We start from the raw sequence: 16921 nt of genomic DNA, 5'->3' as shown, positions 1-16921 counted from the left end.
AGGTGCCCCCACCGCATGGACTCCCTCCTCGGCGCCGCCGATGCACGCACCCCAACGACGCCCGCTGATCCGACGTGATCCGAAAGACACGCCCTAGCCGATCAGCTCCTCCAGCAGGTCCCGGGTCTGCCGCGTGGTCAGGCCCTCCCCGGCGGCGCGGGCCGCGTCGAACCCGTCGTCCCCCAGCAGCCGCCGCAGCTCGGCCTCCGCCCGCTCGCGCTCGGCGCGCTCCAGGAAACCGCCCTTCGGGCCGTTCAGCCCGCCGTGCGCCCCGTGCAGCGCGGCGGCCTGCCGGGCCTTCGACAGGTCGCCGTCGCGGACGGCGAAGGCCCGCAGCACCCCGACCGCCGCCGGGACCACCATGACCGTCATCTGCTCGGCGAAGCCGCTCGCGACCTCCATCGAACGGAGCAGCCGCCGCCCTTCGCGGAGCAGGGCGAGCCCCTCCTCGGGATCGCCGCCCCGGGCGGTGATCCAGCCCCGGGAGGTGGTCAGCAGCCCGGCCACGATCCCGGGGGCGAAGCCGCCGACGCTGGACACGGTCAGCTGGTCCAGCTCGGCCAGGGCCTGCCGGTACTCGCCGCGGTAGGCGTGGATGCCGCAGAGCGTCAGCCGCCCGAACAGCAGCGCGCCGGTGGTGGCCTGGTCCACGGCCGGCGAGTCGATCCCCGCGAGGGTCTCCCGGATGATCCGCTCGCCCTCGGCCATGTCCCGTTCCAACAGGGCGGCGCCCATGTTCACCTGCAGGATCGGCACTTCCTGCGGCGCCCCCAGCTCCTCGGCCAGCGCGATCGCCCGCCCGTAGGCGGCGACCGCGCCCTCGGCGTCGCCGCCGTTGGCCAGCGACTCCCCGCGGGCCGCCAGCGCCTGGGAGGTCCCCCAGAGGTCGCCGGCCTGCTGGTACAGCGCCAGCGAGCGCTCGCCGTCCAGGATCCCCTGCTCGGCCCCGCCCGGCCAGTCGTTCATCATCTTGGCCCGCACCTGCAGGATGAAGGCCAGGTCGCTCGGCTCGCCGTGCTCCTCGCAGCCGCGCACCGCGTCGTCCAGCAGGTCCTTCATCTTCTCCAGGTGGCCGGCCAGGAAGGCACCGAACACCCGCATCAGCGCCGGGAAGCGGTAGGACTGCGGCAGGTCCGGGGTGTAGACCGCGAGCAGGTGCTCGGCGACGGCGAGGGCGTCCGCGTCCCCCAGCACCTCCAGGTTGCCCTCGAACAGCCCGATCAGCCGGTGCATCGCCAGCAGTCGCCGGGCCTCCTCGACGACCCCGTCGGGCATCGGCACGCCCTGGGCCAGGACGCCGCGCTCCAGCGGCACCGGTGGCGGGGTGCCCGGGGCGAACGGGTCCGGGCCCAGCCCGGCGACCGCGGTGTACCAGCCGCGGGCCTCCATGCTGTAGCCGCGCAGCGACCAGTACCAGCTCATCCCGAGGGCGAGGACCAGCGCCTGCTCCTCGTCCGCCAGGTCGATCGCGCGGCGCAGCGCGGCCCGGATGTTGTCCTGCTCGCGCTCCAGCGTCGACAGCAGGTGCAGCTGGCGGGGGCCGTGGATGTCCAGGTCGGCGGCGGCGACCACCGCGCGGAAGTGCGCCAGGTGCCGGGCCTCCGTCGCGCTCCGCTCCTCGCCCGACTCGGCCAGCCGCTCCGTCGCGTACTCGTGGATGGTCTCCAGCATCCGGTAGCGCGGCAGGGCGCCGTCGTCCAGGTCGGCCACCAGCAGGGACTTGTCGACCAGCGACAGCAGCAGGTCGGCGACCTCCTCGCGGGCGACCCCGGTGCCGTCGGCGCAGATCGCCTCGGCGTCCTCCAGCTGCCAGCCCCCGGCGAACACCGAGAGCCTGCGCAGCACCGCCCGTTCGCGCTTGCCCAGCAGGTCCCAGCTCCAGTCGACCACCGCGCGCAGGGTCTGCTGGCGCGGCAGCAGGGTGCGGCTGCCCGCGGTCAGCAGGGCGAACCGGCCGTCCAGGCGGTCGGCGATCTGACGGGCCGTCATCACCCGAAGCCGGGCGGCGGCCAGTTCGATGGCGAGCGGCAGGCCGTCCAGGCGGCGGCAGATCTCGGCGCAGGCCTCCGGGTCCCCGCCCGGGTCGAAGCCCGGTCGGGCGGCGGCGGCGCGCTCGGCGAGCAGCCGCAGCGCCACCGGGTCGGGCAGCGGCTCGACGGGCAGCACGCTCTCGCCGGGGACGCCGAGCGGCTCGCGGCTGGTAGCGAGCACCGTCAGCCCGGGGCATTCGGCGAGGAGGACGTCGGCGAGGTCGGCGGCGGCCTGGATCAGGTGCTCGCAGTTGTCCAGGACGAGCAGCATCCGGCGGTGGCCGCAGTGCTCGACCAGGCGGCGCACCGGGTCCTCGGCGCGCTTCTCCATCACCTCGGCGACCATGTTGGAGCTGTGCAGGACGATCTCGCGCAGGCCGAGCGCGGAGACCACCGCGGCGGGCACCGCGTCCGGGCTCTCCAGCGGGGCGAGTTCGGCCACCCAGACGCCGTCCGGCCACAGGCCGGCGGACTGCTCGGCGCGGCCGGCCTCGATCGAGAGCCTGGTCTTGCCGGAGCCGCCGGGGCCGGTCAGGGTGACCAGCCGACTGTCCGTCAGGGCCGCCCGCAGCGCCGCGAGGTCGGCCTCCCGGCCGACGAAGCTGGTCAGCCGTCCGCGCAGGTTCCCGCGCGGGAACGGTACGGGCGCGGCGGGCGGGCCCGCTGCGGGCGCCGGTATCGGCTCCGGCGCGGCGGCCTGCGCGGACGGCTCCGGTACGGGCTCCGCCGGTGCCAGCAGCTCGGCGTACAGGGACTGGAGCCGGCGCCCCGGGTCGACCCCGAGCTCCTCGGCGAGGGCCCGCCTGGTCCGCTCGTAGTGGCGCAGGGCCTCCGCCGTCCGACCGCTCTCGTGCAGCGCCCGGATCATCAGCTGCTGCAACGGCTCGTCCAGCGGCTGCCGTTCGCACAGCTCGGCGAGTTCGGCGACGAGGTCGGCGGCCCGGCCCAGCCCGAGGTCCGCGGTGATCCGGTGCCGGCGGGCCTCGTCGCGCTGGGCCTCCAGCCGGGCGGCCGGGCCGCCGCGGTCCGGCAGGTCGGCCAGCGCGGGCCCGCGCCACAGCGCCAGGGCGGCCCGCAGCCGGTCGGCGGCGAGCGCGTGGTCGCCGGTGTCGAGGGCCCGGCGGCCCTCGGCGCCGAGCCGCTGGAACTCGGCGAGGTCGGTGGCCGGGCCGGTCAGCCAGTACCCGGCCGGGCCGGAGCCGACCTCGTCCCGGCCGATGGTGCGGCGCAGCCGGCCGACCAGGGTCTGCAGTGCGGCGGAGGAGTCCTGCGGCGGCTCGGCCTCCCACACCTCGTCCACCAGCAGGTCGGCCGGCACCGGGCGGCCCTGCCGCAGGGCCAGTGCGGTGAGCAGCGCCCGCAGCCGGGCGCCGCCGAGCGGCACCGGCGTGCCGTCGTCGTGGTGGGCCGTGGTCGTTCCGAGGATGCCGTAGTGCACCGGACCATTCTGGTCGATGGGCGCCTCCGGGGCCGCACAATTGTCCTGTCGGCCGTCCCGTCCGCCGCCCGTCGGCCGTCCGCCGGCCCGCTCCGGCCCCGCCACCGGGGGCGGAACCCGGGACGGGGTCCCGGACGTTCACCCTGGGCGGCTTGTCCGTCCACCGGAGCGCCGGGCATGATCGGTCCCCGGTCCGGTCACCCGGACACCAGCCCGCACGCCCGGCCCGGACAGCCGGCCCGGCCACCCCTCGGACCCCCGGAGCACCCACGCCATGACCTTCGCCGCCACGCAGCGCTCACGCAGCGAGGACCGCCGGATCAGCCCGGTGTTCTGGGTGCTCCTCGCCGTCCTCGGCACGTCCGGCTGGGCGGTGTACGCCGGCTACGGCAACGCCTCGTTCGGGGTGTTCCTGTTCGTGGTGGCGGGCTGGATGGTCTCGCTCTGCCTGCACGAGTACGCGCACGCGCGCACCGCGCTGCACGGCGGCGACATCACCGTCGGCGCCAAGGGCTACCTGACCCTCAACCCGCTGAAGTACACCAACGTGCTGCTCAGCTTCGTGCTGCCGATCGTCTTCGTGATCCTCGGCGGCATCGGCCTGCCCGGCGGCTCGGTGTGGATCGAGCGGCACCGCATCCAGGGCCGGCTCAAGCACAGCCTGATCTCGGCGGCCGGACCGCTGGTGAACGTGGTGTGCGCCGCCCTGCTGCTGATCCCGATCGGCGCCGGCTGGCTGGACGACCCGAAGGTGCACGCGGTCTGGAACGGCTACGAGCTCACCGTGTCGCCGTTCGCCGGGGCGCTCGGGTTCCTCGGCCTGCTGCAGCTCAGCGCCGCCCTGCTGAACCTGCTGCCGGTGCCCGGCCTGGACGGCTACGGGATCGTCGAGCCCTGGCTGTCGCTGAAGACCCGGCGCGCGGTCGAGCCGTTCGCGCCGTACGGCCTGCTGGCCGTGTTCGCGCTGCTCTGGCAGCCCGAGGTGAACTCCTTCTTCTTCGGCGTCATCCACGACCTGATGAACCTGTTCGGCGTGGACCAGGACTACGCGACGCTGGGCCGGTACCTGTTCAGCTTCTGGAAGAACTGACGGCTCCCGGCCTCGGGCCGGGGCGGACGCGGGCCGGGGCCCGTCCGGTGGATCCCGCCGGGCGGGCCCCGCTCCGTCCGGCGGATCCGCCCCTACGCCTGCTCGGCGGCCTCGACGGCCTCGGCGATGCGCGCGCGGCGGCGGTTCAGCCAGAGCACGTTGCTCGCCACGCCGGCCATCGGGAGCCAGATCAGGCCCAGCCAGAAGCCCTGGGTCAGCGAGACCACGGCGGCCGCCAGCGCGAGGACGACGACGATCAGGGCGAAGAGGGACGTGCGGGGCATGGCGGGAGGCTCCTAGGGGCGGCTACGGACGGCCGGGTCGTGGCCGGAGCCCATTGTCGCCGACCTCACCTCCGGACCGGGTCCGGGGGTGAGGCCGACACGCCCGTCGGGCTCAGACGTCGGTCACCCGCAGGCCCGCGTGGGCCTTGTAGCGGCGGTTGACCGAGATCAGGTTGGCCACCAGCGCCTCCACCTGGTGGGCGTTGCGCAGCCGGCCCGCGAAGACGCCCCGCATGCCGGGGATCCGGCCGGCCAGCGCCTGCACGACGTCGGTGGCGGCCCGCTCCTCGCCGAGCACCATGACGTCGGTGTCGATCCGCTCCACCGACTCGTCCTGCAGCAGCACCGCGGAGAGGTGGTGGAAGGCCGCGGTGACCCGGGAGTCCGGCAGCAGGGCGGCGGCCTGCTGGGCGGCGCTGCCCTCCTCCGGCTTCAGCGCGTAGGCGCCCTGCTTGTCGAAGCCGAGCGGGTTGACGCAGTCGACGACGATCTTGCCGACCAGCTCCTCGCGCAGCGCGGTCAGGGTCGCGGCGTGCCCGTCCCACGGCACCGCGACGATCACCACGTCGCTCTCCCGGGCGGCGGTGGCGTTGTCGGCGCCGCGCACGCCGACGCCCAGCTCGGCGGCGGAGGCCTCGGCGCGGGCCGCGTCGCGCGAGCCGATGATCACCTGCTGGCCGGCCCTGGCCAGTCGGAGGGCGAGTCCGCGCCCCTGGTCGCCGGTGCCGCCCAGGACACCGACCACCAGGTGCGAGACGTCCGGCAGTTCGTGGGCCGGGTTTGTCGCTGAATCGAGGGAAGTCATGGGCCGATCCTGCCAAATGCCCGGCCGGGCGCGACATTCTGGGCCGCATGGACGCGGTGAGAGTTTCGGCACTCCGGCAGCACCTGGCGGGCACCGGCTGGCTGGAGGCGGTCGGCGGCTTCGCCGGATCGCTGCGGCGCGCGGTGTCCCGGCGCGGGGCCGGCGAGCTGCTGCTGGTCGGCACGGAGGCGTACGAGCCCTGGCACCTGGCCGCGCACCTCGCGGACGAGGCCGCCTGGTCGGCCGTTCCCCGACTGGCGCCCACCCTGCTGCGGCACCGCCCGCCCGCCGGCGCCGCGGCCCACCTCGCGCACGACCTGGACCGGCTCGCCGCGGCCCGGCGCGGCGCCACCGTCCTGGTGGTGGCCCCGGACGCGGCCGGCGCGCCGCTGCTGGAACGGGTTCAGGACGCCCGGCGGCACGGCGCGACGGTGCTGGCGCTGGACGGCGCCGCCCCGACCTCGCCGGGCGACCTCGGCGGGCTGGCGCACGAGCGGCTGGCCGTCGGCACCGCCGCCGAGGAGCCCTTCGACCTCGCCCAGCACCTGGTGAGCGCGGCCGCCGGGCACCCCCCGGCCCGCCGGCCGGCGCTGGAGCGGCTCGCCGGGCTGGCCCGGCGGCTGACCGCGCCGCCGGCGATCAGCCGCTGGTAGCGCCGGCGCCGTCAGCCACGGCCGGACGGGCGGAGCCGCGGGCGGGCAGCGGAGCCGCGGGCGGGCAGGCGGGGCCGCGGGCGGCGCCGGCCGGAAAACCCTTTGCGGCGGCGGGAACGCCCGCCGCAGGATGGTGGTTCGTGAACGACGACGAACCACCGCATCCCCCCGGCCGGGTGCGGTCGCTGCTGCGTGCCCTCCGACCCGACCTCGCGCCCTGGCACGCCTCCCGCGACTTCCGCTTCCTCTGGCTCTCCGGCTGCGTCACCAGCTTCGGCAGCTTCCTGACGTACGTGGCCGTGCCGATGCAGATCAAGCAACTGACCGGCTCCTCGTTCGCGGTCGGCCTGGTCGGCGCCTTCGAGCTCGTGCCCCTGATCGTCTTCGGCCTCTGGGGCGGCGCCCTCGCCGACGCCCTGGACCGCCGGAAGCTGGTGCTGCGCTCCGAGGCGGCCCTCGGGCTGCTGGCCGGGCTGCTGCTGCTCAACGCGCTGCTGCCGTCGCCGCTGCTCTGGCCGGTCTACGTCGTCGCCGCACTCGTCGCGGCCTGCGACGGGCTGCAGCGCCCGGCGCTGGACTCGCTCACCCCGCGGATCGTCCCGCACCAGCACCTGGCCGCCGCGTTCGCCCTCAAGTCGCTCTACCACAACGCCGCTTCGGTGGCCGGCCCGACGCTGGCCGGCGTGGTGGTGGCCTTCTCCGGGGTGCAGACCGCGTACGCCCTGGACGTGCTGACCTTCGTCGTCTCGCTGCTGCTGCTCGCCCGGATCCGGGCGGTGCCGCCGGCCACCGGCGCCGAACGGCCCTCGGTGGCCGCGGTGCTCACCGGTGTGCGGTACGCCTGGAGCCGCAAGGACCTGCTCGGGACCTACGCGATCGACCTCTGCGCGATGCTGTTCGCCTTCCCGGTGGCCGTCTTCCCCTTCCTGGCCGCCGAGTTGGGCGCGGACTGGGCGCTCGGCCCGATGTACGCGGCCTCCGCGGCCGGTGCCCTGCTGGTCGGGGCGACGAGCGGCTGGACGTCCCGGATCCACCGGCACGGCCGGCTGCTGCTGGTCGCCGCCGTCGGCTGGGGCGCGGCGATGACGCTCGCGGGCCTGTCCGACGGCGTCTGGCCGGTGCTGTTCGGGCTGGCGCTGGCCGGCGGCGCCGACCAGATCAGCGGGATCGCCCGCTCGACGATGTGGAACCAGTCCATCCCGGACGAGGTCCGCGGCCGGATGGCCGGGGTCGAGCTGCTCAGCTACTCCGTCGGCCCGCAGCTGGGCCAGGTCCGGGCGGGCACCATGGCCGGGCTGATCGGCGTCCGCGCGGCCGTCTGGACCGGCGGCCTCGCCTGCGTCGCCGCCGTCCTGGCGGTCGCGGCCGCGCTGCCCCGCCTGCTCGCGTACGACGACCGGACCGATCCGCACGCCGCCGCCGTCCGCGCCCGGCACGAGGCGGCCGAACGCGAACAGGCCGAACGCGAGCAGGCCGAACGCGAGCAGGCCGAGCCCGAACCCACCGGGTCCGCACGGACGGACGGCGAGCGCGCCGGGCGGGCGCCGGCGGCGAACTGACGGCCGGACAGGACCTACTCGGCCCGGTCCTCGGGCTGGTCCGTCCGGTCCGTCCAGCGCGGGTCGTTTTGCCACTCGCGGTTGCGCTCGTCCGCGGTCTGCAGGGCGTGCGCGGCCTCCTCCGGGCTGCCGTACGGCCCGAGGCGGTCCTTGGCGGGGCACTCCGGCCCCTCCTCGACCTTGCCGTGCTTGATGCAGTAGAACCACTCGCCGGGCTTGCCGGTCGGCTTGCGGTGGAATCCCAGGGGCATGGTGCCCTCCCGTCGACGTGTTGGGGTCGTACTGATCATTCCCCGGCCCGGGCCGCCGCGCACACCACCCGATCGGTCCGGGGCCGGCCGATAGACTCGCGGCCATGGCACTCGTACCCGGCATCCAGTCCCCCACCCGCAAGGTCCCGTCGCACATCGCGCGCCCCGAGTACGTCGGCCGGCCCGCCCCGGCGCCGTACACCGGGCCCGAGGTGCAGACCGCCGAGACGATCGAGAAGATGCGGATCGCGGGCCGGATCGCCGCGCAGGCGATGGCGGAGGCCGCCGCGCTGATCGCCCCCGGCGTCACCACCGACGCGCTGGACGCCGTCGCCCACGAGTACATGTGCGACCACGGCGCCTACCCGTCCGACCTCGGCTACCGCGGCTTCCCCAAGTCCGTCTGCACCTCGATCAACGAGGTGATCTGCCACGGCATCCCGGACTCGACCGTGCTGCAGGACGGCGACATCGTCAACATCGACGCCACCGCCTACATCCACGGGGTGCACGGCGACCTCAACGCCACCTACCTGGTCGGCGACGTGGACGAGGAGTCCCGCCTGCTCGTCGAGCGGACCAGGGAGTCCCTCGACCGGGCGATCAAGGCGGTCAAGCCGGGGCGCCAGATCAACGTCATCGGGCGCGTCATCGAGTCCTACGCCAAGCGCTTCGACTACGGCGTGGTGCGGGACTTCACCGGGCACGGCATCAACACGTCGTTCCACTCCGGCCTGATCATCCCGCACTACGACAGCGAGCGGGCCACCGAGGTGATCAAGCCCGGGATGACCTTCACCATCGAGCCGATGCTGACCCTCGGCACCTACGACTACGAGATCTGGGCGGACGGCTGGACGGTCGTCACCAAGGACCGCAAGCGCACCGCCCAGTTCGAGCACACCCTGGTGGTCACCGCGGACGGCGCGGAGGTCCTCACCCTGCCGTGACCCCCGCGCGGCGCGCCGCCGTCAGCCGATGAGCCACTGCTCCTCGGCGACGGCGCCCACCTCGGTGCAGGCGTCGGTCAGCACGTCCAGGACGCGCAGCGGGTCCGGCAGCGGCTGCTCGGGACCGCGCAGCCAGCGCACCCGGGAGCCGTCCGGCAGGGCGGCCGGCGGCAGCAGGGTGTACGAGCCGCGGCAGTGCCAGCGCAGGCCGGGGTGCTCGGACATGGTGTCCGGCGTGGAGTCGAGCGCGCTCGGCCACCACTCGTCCTCGTCCTGCGGGGTACCGCGGGTGGCGGTGAAGAAGAGGTACCGGTCCTCGCCGACGGCGGCGACCGGGCCCTCGACGCCCAGCTCGGTCAGCCGCTCCAGGGCGAGCCGGCCGGCCTCCGCCGGGACGTCCAGCACGTCGTGGGCGCGGCCGGTGGCGGTGACGAAGTTGGCCTGGGGGTCGCGGGAGAGCCAGCGGGCGAGCTGTTCGGGGTCGGTGGTCGCCTGCGTCTGCCAGGCGAAGGACACCGGGTGCTGGGCGGGGGCCGGACAGGCCACCCGGTCACAGGAACACCGGTACCCGGCCGGATGGGCGGCGGGCGCGAGCGGGAATCCGGCGCGGACCGCGCCGAGCAGCTGATCCAGTCTGGCCGCGGGGCCGTCCACGTCGCCCGACCGGGCCCGCTGACGATCACGCTTCTGCCACCAGGTCGTCCACCTGCCGCCGGCTTCCATCGGGCCCCTTCCGCGCACTGCCGTGCCTGGTGCGACACAGCGTTCGACGTACCACTCCGACGCAACGCACAGCGCCCCCCGCTGCTTCCCGGGACGGTGCTCGGCCCTGCTGTCCGCGCCCTGCCGACCGGATCCGGGGTCACCGGAGGCCGACGCCCGGGTCACGGTACGAAGTCGCGGCAGCACGCTGTCCGCGCCATCTCGGCCGGAACGCACGCGGATTCGCGCCTCGCCCGGCCCGTACGGGGCCCGCTGACCCGGGTGAACCCCGAGGGCGTAACAGGAAGGATAAGGGTGCGCGGGGCATCCGGATGACCGGGGGCGGTGCCTCTCCGGTCACACTCCCGGCACCCGGCCGACACACGGCCTGCGCCGGACCCCCCTGCCACGTCCTCCCGGCACGGCCCGGACCAGCCGTGCGGCCCGTCCGCACGGCCCCGCCGGCCGACTGCTCCGGCCGGCGCTCCGGTCACCCGTGCGGAGGTGAGACCCTGGTGGGGTGAAGAGCACGGACACCGCATTCGTCGGCGGCCCCCTGGACGGCCGGATCCTCCCCGTCCCGCTGGGGCCGATGTTCGGCGTGCCGAAGAAGTACACGGTGCCGGTCCCCGCGCACGGGGACACCCCGGCGCGCACACTGGTCTACGTCCGGTCCAAGCAGGTGCGGGGCATCAGCTGGCACTGGCGCTACGAGTTCGACGAGGCGGCCACCGCCCGCGCGTCCGGCTGACGGCCGCGCCCCGCGCGTCCCGGGCCGCCCTCGCAGCCTCCCCGGGAGGACGGCATGGCGAGAACGGTACGGCACCCCAGGTCCCGCTCCCAGGCGGTCGCGCACCACAACCGGCAGGTCGCCGGCGTCACCGGGGCCCTGCTGGTGGTGGTGAGCCTCTACACCGTGGTGATCGGCCCGAACGGCTGGCTCTGGTTCGGCTGGGCGGTGCTGCTGCTCGCCTGCGTGGCCCTGTTCGCGGTCCGCTCCTGAGCGGCCGCACCGCCCGTCGCCCCGGTACCGGTCGGCACCCCGCACCGGTCAGTCGTCCTCGGCGAGGATCAGGTACAGCTTCTTGCGGGCCTCGGTGAGCACCGCCAGGCCCTTGGTGCGCTGCGCCTCGGTGCCCGTCGTCATGACCTGACGGATCGCCTGGTCGACGGCGGCCAGCGCCTGGCCGACCTCCTGGACGGCCTCCCAGTCGACCTCCCGGCCGGCCTCCGCCCACGGCTCGGCGGGCCCCGCCTCGGCCACGGCCCGGCCCGCCTCGGTGAGCGAGACCAGCCGCTTGCCGCCGACCTCCTCGGCCGTGATCAGGCCCTCCTCCTCCAGCAGCTGGAGGTTGGGGTAGATCGAGCCGGGGCTGGGCCGCCAGGCCCCGCCGGTCCGCTCGACGATCTCGGCGATCATCTCGTAGCCGTGCATCGGCCGTTCCTTGAGCAGGGCCAGCAGCGAGGCGCGGACGTCCCCGCGCCGGGCCCGGCCGCCGCGCCGACCGTGCGGACCGCCGCGCCGGCCGCCGTGCCCGCCGAAGCCGTGGCCGAACGGGCCGCCCATCGGGCGACCGGGGCCGCCACCGCCGAACGGCGGGCCGAAGCCGCCGAAGGCCTCCCGGCCGCCGAAGCCCTCGAAGCCCTCCGGCCCGGGGCCCGGCCCGAACCGGCGCCGAGCACCGCGCGGGCCCTCTCCCCTGAATCGCATTCCCGGGTTTCCTGAGCGCATGGCGCCCACCTCCTTGTCGACCGAGCCAGTCGAGTTACTGTCTCGATAGCTCGACGATATATCGGTGACTGTCGCTCGTCAACGGATTCCGACACGGCCGCCGGACGCGGCGCCCGTCCGCGACCCAGCCGCTACGGTGGCGCGCATGGCCGGAGAACGAGACCTTGCGACCCTGCTGCGCGGAATGCGCCCGCTGCTCAACCCGGGGCGGTACGTGTACTGCACGCTCCCCGCGAAGGTGCCCGCCGGAATGCGGCCGGTGGTGACCGTCGCCGAACCGGAGGGGGTGACGGTGGTGGTGACCCAGGAGGAGGCCGACGCACTCGGCCTGCGCTACTCGTACGTGGCGGCCTGGATCACCCTCCGGATCCACTCCGCCCTGGAGGCCGTCGGTCTGACCGCGGCCGTCTCCGGGCGGCTCGCCGAGGAGGGCATCAGCTGCAACGTGGTGGCCGGCTTCCACCACGACCACCTGTTCGTCGGCGCCGACGACGCCGAGCGCGCCGTCCGGGCCCTCGAGGAGCTGGCCGCCCGGTCCACCTGACGCAGCCGCCGGGTGGCCGCCCCCGGGCGGCCCCCAGACACTGGGAGCAGGCCGCCCGGCCACCCCGGCCGGCCGGCCCCGACCGGAAGGAGACGGCCGCCATGGCCATCTGCGTCACCTGCGGCAACGACTACTGGCTCGCCTTCGAGATCAGGACGGTCACCGGCGACACCTACACCTTCGACAGCTTCGAGTGCGCGATGGAGAAGCTCGCGCCGCGCTGCGAACAGTGCGACGTCCGCATCGTGGGCCACGGCGTGGAGGTCGCGGGCATGTTCTTCTGCTGCGCCAACTGCGCCCGGGTCAACGGCGGCCTGGGCGAGCAGATCCGCGACGCCGTCGGAGTCCACCCGTCCTGACCCCGCCGGGGCCCGCATCCGGAACTCCACGGCGGGGCGCCGGAACACCACCGAGGGCCCTCCCACCTGTCGTTTCCGCAGGTCGGAGGGCCCTCGTGAAGTCAGGGGCGGAAGAGTCGGCCTTGTACGCCGGGTTCTGTCTCCCGGGTTGCTCGCGCGGCCCGGGGAGGCGGCCATCCATCTAGGACTGCCGTTGCCGACAGCCTCGTGCGGTCTACCCGCGAGCTCGGGCGAGCAGCCCTCGAACACTCGCGCACGGTGCCCGAGGGCACCGATCTTGACCTTGCTCCAGGTGGGGTTTACCGAGCCGGCCGGGTCACCCCGGTCGCTGGTGGTCTCTTACACCACCGTTTCACCCTTACCCTCCGCCGAAGCGGTGGGCGGTCTGTTTTCTGTGGCACTGTCCCGCGGGTCACCCCGGGTGGGCGTTACCCACCACCCTGCTCTGTGGAGCCCGGACGTTCCTCGGCGGGTCCTGGGACCCGTCGCGACCGCCCGGCCGGCTCTTCCGCCGTAGTGGTCATCGTAGCCGCTCGGGCGGCGCCTCCCGCACACCGGACCGGTCCACCGGCGGATCGCCGCCGAGGCGGGCGGCCACCCGGGCGGCCGTCCCGGTGGCCCACGCGGTCGTGGTGACCAGGCCGAGGAGGGAGATCGCGCAGCCCAGGCCGACCAGGATCCACCAGCCGGCGTGGGTCGCCGGGGCGAAGCCCGTCGCCACCGGGCCGACCACGGCCGCCGTCACCACCGTGCCGATCACCGCCACCCCCAGCGACTGGCCGACCTGCCGGCTGGTCGAGGCGACCGCCGCGGCCACCCCTGCCTGGGCACGCGGCATGCCCGAGACGGCCGCGTTGGTGATCGGCGCGTTGACCGTGCCGAAGCCGAAGCCGAACAGCGCGTACGCGACCAGCAGCAGCGCCGGCGGGGAGTCCGCGGCCAGCCGGGTCAGCAGCAGTCCGCTCGCGGCCAGGCCCAGCCCGGCCGCGACCAGCGGCCCGCGCGGCCCCCGGGCCGCGACGACCCGCCCGGACAGCGGCGCGCAGACCAGCATCATCCCGGCCATCGGCAGCGTCCACAGGCCGGCCTCGATCGGGCCGTAGTGCCGGACGCCCTGCAGGTAGAGGGTGTTGAGGAAGAGGAAGCCGCCGAGCGCCGAGAAGGCGCAGACCGCGGTGACGGTGGCCCCGGTGAACGGCGCACCGGCGAAGAACCGCGGGTCCACCAGCGGCTCGGCCACCCGCCGCTCCCAGAGCGGGAAGGCGACCAGCGCGGCCAGCGCGGCCGCCGCCAGGGCGAGGATCAGCGGGGACGTCCAGCCGTGGCCCGGGCCCTCGATGATGGCGGCGGTCCCGCAGCCGAGCAGGACGACCATCAGCAGCTGTCCGACCGGGTCGAGCCTGCGCGGCCGGGGCGAGCGGGACTCCGGGACGAAGCGGACGGTCAGGGCGATCGCGACCAGGGCGACCGGGACGTTGATCAGGAAGATCGACGGCCAGCCGGCCGCGTCGACCAGGAAACCCCCGAGCAGCGGGCCCAGCGCCATCGAGAGGCCGACCACCCCGCCCCAGACGCCGATCGCCCGGGCCCGCTCCCGCGGGTCGGTGAAGGTGTTGGTGATGATCGACATGGCCACCGGGTTCAGCATCGAACCGCCGACCGCCTGCAGGGCGCGGAACGCCACCAGCCACTCGAGGTCCGCCGCCAGGCTGCACAGCAGCGAGCCGAGCGCGAAGCACGCCAGCCCGGTCGTGAACACCCGGCGGCGGCCGAAGCGGTCGGCCACCGAGCCGAACAGCATCAGCAGGGAGGCGAGGACCAGGGTGTAGGCGTCGATGATCCACTGGAGCCCGGACGCCGGGGCGTCGAGGTCCCGCTGGATCGCCGGGAGCGCGACGTTCACCACGGTGTTGTCCAGACCGACGATGAACAGGCTCAGGCAGCAGATCGCGAGGACGAGCAGACGGCGGCGGCGCTCCGGGGCGCTGGAGGGGTCGGCTTCGGGCACGCACCGATCCTCCCATCCCCGCGGCGCTCAGACGGCGGCGAAGCGGACCGTCCGGGTGGCCGGGTCGGCCCGGGTCAGCCGGACCCGGACCAGGCCGCCGAGCGGCAGGGCGCCGGGCGCGGCGGCGCCCGCCTCGGCCGGGCCGTCGCAGCGGGCCCGGACGGCGGGCTCGCGCAGCTGCACCGTGCCGGAGCCGGGCCGCTTCCCGTCCACGTCGACCACCACCGCGGTGAAGTCCTCGCCCTCCCGGCCCGTGAGCAGCTCCGCCTCGACCAGGTCCACGCAGGCCCGTTCGACCTCGGCCGCCCGGCGGTCCCCGGTCGCCATCAGGCCCGGCACCTCGGTCAGCGCCTCGCGCGCCCAGTCCGGCACCTCCTCCCCGGCCGCCACGGCGGCGCACACCTCCTGCGCGAAGCGGTCGCCGAGCCGGCGCAGCGGCGCCGTGCAGTGCGCGTACGGGGCGGCGAGCGCGGCGTGGGCCGGATCCGCCGGGGCGGGCACGCCGCGGGCTTCGTCGAAGGCCCGGTAGCCGGCGCCCCGCAGCAGGCCGGTGCACGCGTTGAGGAAGGCGGCGTCCAGCGGGGTGTCCGGGTCCAGCGAGCGGACCAGCTCCGGGTACGGGAGCCCCTGCGGCCAGTCCACGTCCAGTGCGGCGGCGATCCGGCGCAACCGCTCGTACGCGGCGGCGGGGGCGGCCGGCAGGGTGCGCAGCAGGCCGACGCCCGCGTCCAGCATCAGTTCGGCCGCGGCCATGCCGGTGAGCAGCGAGATCTGCGCGTTCCAGCCGTCGGCGGGGCCGGCGGCGCGGTAGCCGAGCACGTACCCGTGCAGGGTCTCCTCCACCTCCTGCTCGGGCACCGGCAGGCTGACGCCGCCCCGCGCGCGCTCCTGCTCCTCGCGCAGCCGGCCGACGGCGGCCAGCAGGGCGAGCTGCTCGTCGGCGCCGCCCAGTTCCACCGCGCGCTCGACGGCGGCGTAGTCCAGGCGCCGGTGCGAGCGGACCAGGGCGCGGCGCAGGTCGGCGAGCAGCACGGCGCCGTCGGCGTCGAGGTCCAGCTGCCAGAGCAGCGCGGGCCGGGGCTCGCCGGGCAGCAGGCTGGCGGCGTCCTCGGAGATCCGGGCGGGGTGCAGCGGGACGCGGTGGTCCGGGAAGTAGAGGGTCTCGACGCGGCGGCGGGCCTCGGCGTCGATCGCGCCGCCCGGGCGGACGAAGGCGGCGACGTCGGCGATGGCGTAGTACACCCGGTACCCGCCGCCGGGGCGGTGGGTCAGGTGCATGGCCTGGTCGAGGTCGCGGGAGCCGGGCGGGTCGACGGTGAACAGGGGCAGGTCGGTGGCGTCGTACTCGGGGAGCCGGGGGCGTTCGGCGGCCTCCTCCGCCTCGGCCAGCACCGGTTCGGGCCACTCGGTGTGGACCTCCAGGCTGGCGCGGAGCTCGGCCAGTTCGGCGTTGATCCGGGCGGAGTCGGCGGCCTTGACGCGCAGTTTTCGGCGAGGCATGCAGGCAGCGTAGGGCGAATCGGGTGATTCCGGACGGAGGCGGCCGCCCGGCGGCGTGCCGCGAACTCACCGCCCCAGCAGGGACTTGAGGTCCTTGGCGGCCAGCGAGACCGCGTCGTCGTAGCCCCCGGTGGCCAGCCGCAGCATGAAGGCCACGGCGTCGTCCGGGTGCGGGTCGGTGTACGGCTCGGCGTTGTAGTCGAGGAACAGCAGCATCGCCTCGAAGGCGGTGCGCTTGTTCCGGTCGACCAGCGGGTGGTTGCGGGCCAGGCTCTGGCCGAGGGCGGCCGCCTTGGACCAGAGGTCCGGGTAGGCGTCGCCGCCGAACAGGCTCGCCTGCGGGCGGGCGATCGCCGAGAGCAGGCCGCCGAGGTCGCGGACGTTCCCCGGACCGCCGGCGAGGTAGGTGACGTCGTCGAGGTCCAGGTACTCGGTCACAGGTCCTTGAGCCTCTCCAGCGTCTCCGCGTTGGCCGCACGGATCCGGGCCACCAGGGCCGCACGGCGCTCGGCCCGGCCCGGCCCGGCACGTTCCGGGGGCTCCGACGGATCCGGGGACTCCGGGGACGGCTGCGCCGCCGGCCGGGACGGCGGCCTCGGGTGCTCGGTGAGGACGTCCGGGACGGCGGAGCGGCGGACGTCGAAGGCCAGCTCGGCGGTGTCCGAACCGGCCGGCGCCTCCGTCACCCGGACCCTCCCGGCCATCACGGCCTCGGCGGCCGCGCGCACCGCGAACTCCAGGGCCTGCCGGGTCTCCGCCGGCAGGCCGGCGGGCACGGGCACGGACAGGGCCTCCGCCGCGGCGTCGTCGTCGCCGGGCACCGGGTCCAGGGGTCGCAGGGTCATCTCGTTCACGCTCCTCGTTGCTCACGGTAGTGGCGGACGCCGGCCGGGCCCACCGGATTTCAGGGGCGCGGGCACGGACCGGGCGCGGAAGGTGCGGGAGGTACGCGCGCGGGAGGTACGGGCGGGGGCAGCCGGGCGGCCGTCCCGGCGACGGTCGCCCCCGCCGGGGTC

Annotated in this window: 18 protein-coding genes and 1 other RNA gene; 8 read left to right on the top strand and 11 right to left on the bottom strand. The window is 75.3% G+C overall.

Annotation, left to right across the window (positions count from 1 at the left end):
• Window positions 1-93 precede the first annotated feature (93 nt).
• The gene (locus ACIA8Q_RS06605; RefSeq protein ID WP_396316841.1) at window positions 94-3468 is read right to left on the bottom strand and encodes an AfsR/SARP family transcriptional regulator; all 3375 of its coding nucleotides are present in this window, start codon (window positions 3466-3468) and stop codon (window positions 94-96) included.
• Between the two features lie 274 nt (window positions 3469-3742).
• Here ACIA8Q_RS06605 and ACIA8Q_RS06600 point away from each other — a divergent pair, with 274 nt between their 5' ends.
• Window positions 3743-4558 (top strand): site-2 protease family protein, encoded by an 816-nt coding sequence (locus ACIA8Q_RS06600; RefSeq protein ID WP_360214590.1) that lies wholly within the window; start codon window positions 3743-3745, stop codon window positions 4556-4558.
• Window positions 4559-4650: 92 nt separating this feature from the next.
• Here ACIA8Q_RS06600 and ACIA8Q_RS06595 read toward each other — a convergent pair whose 3' ends face one another.
• Both ACIA8Q_RS06595 and npdG read right to left on the bottom strand, forming a co-directional pair.
• The gene (locus ACIA8Q_RS06595; RefSeq protein WP_360214588.1) at window positions 4651-4842 is read right to left on the bottom strand and encodes a hypothetical protein; all 192 of its coding nucleotides are present in this window, start codon (window positions 4840-4842) and stop codon (window positions 4651-4653) included.
• A gap of 112 nt (window positions 4843-4954) precedes the next feature.
• Window positions 4955-5647 carry an NADPH-dependent F420 reductase gene (npdG, locus tag ACIA8Q_RS06590; RefSeq protein WP_360214586.1) on the bottom strand — a complete coding sequence of 231 codons (693 nt, stop codon included), beginning with the start codon at window positions 5645-5647 and terminating at the stop codon, window positions 4955-4957.
• Between the two features lie 47 nt (window positions 5648-5694).
• Here npdG and ACIA8Q_RS06585 point away from each other — a divergent pair, with 47 nt between their 5' ends.
• Both ACIA8Q_RS06585 and ACIA8Q_RS06580 read left to right on the top strand, forming a co-directional pair.
• Window positions 5695-6300 (top strand): hypothetical protein, encoded by a 606-nt coding sequence (locus ACIA8Q_RS06585; RefSeq protein WP_360214584.1) that lies wholly within the window; start codon window positions 5695-5697, stop codon window positions 6298-6300.
• Between the two features lie 140 nt (window positions 6301-6440).
• Window positions 6441-7859 carry an MFS transporter gene (locus ACIA8Q_RS06580; RefSeq protein WP_396316840.1) on the top strand — a complete coding sequence of 473 codons (1419 nt, stop codon included), beginning with the start codon at window positions 6441-6443 and terminating at the stop codon, window positions 7857-7859.
• Between the two features lie 14 nt (window positions 7860-7873).
• Here the strand turns inward: ACIA8Q_RS06580 and ACIA8Q_RS06575 are convergent, their stop codons facing one another.
• The gene (locus tag ACIA8Q_RS06575) at window positions 7874-8110 is read right to left on the bottom strand and encodes a hypothetical protein (RefSeq protein ID WP_360214580.1); all 237 of its coding nucleotides are present in this window, start codon (window positions 8108-8110) and stop codon (window positions 7874-7876) included.
• Window positions 8111-8214: 104 nt separating this feature from the next.
• Between ACIA8Q_RS06575 and map the strand changes: the two genes are divergently transcribed.
• On the top strand, window positions 8215-9060 hold the full coding sequence (gene map / locus ACIA8Q_RS06570) for a type I methionyl aminopeptidase (RefSeq protein ID WP_360214578.1): 846 nt from the start codon (window positions 8215-8217) through the stop codon (window positions 9058-9060).
• A 21-nt stretch (window positions 9061-9081) separates the two neighbouring features.
• Here the strand turns inward: map and ACIA8Q_RS06565 are convergent, their stop codons facing one another.
• Window positions 9082-9783, bottom strand: coding sequence for a bifunctional DNA primase/polymerase (locus tag ACIA8Q_RS06565; protein ID WP_360214576.1), 702 nt, complete (start codon window positions 9781-9783; stop codon window positions 9082-9084).
• 499 nt (window positions 9784-10282) lie between these two features.
• Here ACIA8Q_RS06565 and ACIA8Q_RS06560 point away from each other — a divergent pair, with 499 nt between their 5' ends.
• Together ACIA8Q_RS06560 and ACIA8Q_RS06555 are read left to right on the top strand one after the other, a co-directional pair.
• A complete protein-coding gene (locus tag ACIA8Q_RS06560; RefSeq protein WP_360214574.1) occupies window positions 10283-10513 on the top strand; it encodes a hypothetical protein in 231 nt (76 codons plus the stop codon).
• A 54-nt stretch (window positions 10514-10567) separates the two neighbouring features.
• Complete coding sequence (locus ACIA8Q_RS06555; protein WP_360214572.1) at window positions 10568-10765, top strand: hypothetical protein; 198 nt, start codon at window positions 10568-10570, stop codon at window positions 10763-10765.
• Window positions 10766-10813: 48 nt separating this feature from the next.
• Here the strand turns inward: ACIA8Q_RS06555 and ACIA8Q_RS06550 are convergent, their stop codons facing one another.
• Window positions 10814-11473, bottom strand: coding sequence for a helix-turn-helix transcriptional regulator (locus ACIA8Q_RS06550; RefSeq protein ID WP_360214570.1), 660 nt, complete (start codon window positions 11471-11473; stop codon window positions 10814-10816).
• A gap of 166 nt (window positions 11474-11639) precedes the next feature.
• Between ACIA8Q_RS06550 and ACIA8Q_RS06545 the strand changes: the two genes are divergently transcribed.
• Complete coding sequence (locus ACIA8Q_RS06545) at window positions 11640-12038, top strand: ACT domain-containing protein (protein ID WP_360214568.1); 399 nt, start codon at window positions 11640-11642, stop codon at window positions 12036-12038.
• A 101-nt stretch (window positions 12039-12139) separates the two neighbouring features.
• Entirely contained in the window at window positions 12140-12397 is a 258-nt protein-coding gene (locus tag ACIA8Q_RS06540) for a Prokaryotic metallothionein (RefSeq protein ID WP_360214566.1), read from the top strand.
• Window positions 12398-12505: 108 nt separating this feature from the next.
• Here the strand turns inward: ACIA8Q_RS06540 and rnpB are convergent.
• The 5 genes from rnpB to ACIA8Q_RS06515 all read right to left on the bottom strand — a co-directional run bounded on the left by rnpB (window position 12506) and on the right by ACIA8Q_RS06515 (window position 16750).
• Window positions 12506-12904: RNase P RNA component class A (rnpB, locus tag ACIA8Q_RS06535), an RNA gene on the bottom strand.
• A 13-nt stretch (window positions 12905-12917) separates the two neighbouring features.
• On the bottom strand, window positions 12918-14405 hold the full coding sequence (locus tag ACIA8Q_RS06530; RefSeq protein WP_360214564.1) for an MFS transporter: 1488 nt from the start codon (window positions 14403-14405) through the stop codon (window positions 12918-12920).
• 27 nt (window positions 14406-14432) lie between these two features.
• On the bottom strand, window positions 14433-15905 hold the full coding sequence (locus ACIA8Q_RS06525; protein ID WP_360214562.1) for an RNB domain-containing ribonuclease: 1473 nt from the start codon (window positions 15903-15905) through the stop codon (window positions 14433-14435).
• 66 nt (window positions 15906-15971) lie between these two features.
• Window positions 15972-16343, bottom strand: coding sequence for a Fic family protein (locus ACIA8Q_RS06520; RefSeq protein WP_360214560.1), 372 nt, complete (start codon window positions 16341-16343; stop codon window positions 15972-15974).
• The gene (locus tag ACIA8Q_RS06515; RefSeq protein WP_360214558.1) at window positions 16340-16750 is read right to left on the bottom strand and encodes a hypothetical protein; all 411 of its coding nucleotides are present in this window, start codon (window positions 16748-16750) and stop codon (window positions 16340-16342) included. Before ACIA8Q_RS06515 ends, ACIA8Q_RS06520 begins: the two co-directional genes overlap by 4 nt.
• Between the last annotated feature and the right edge of the window lie 171 nt (window positions 16751-16921).

This window comes from Kitasatospora sp. NPDC051705 (assembly GCF_044453265.1).
In the GTDB taxonomy this organism is placed as follows: Bacteria; Actinomycetota; Actinomycetes; order Streptomycetales; family Streptomycetaceae; genus Kitasatospora.
The sequence above is the reverse complement of the archived record's forward strand: the minus strand, read 5'-3'. Positions and strand labels throughout refer to the sequence as shown.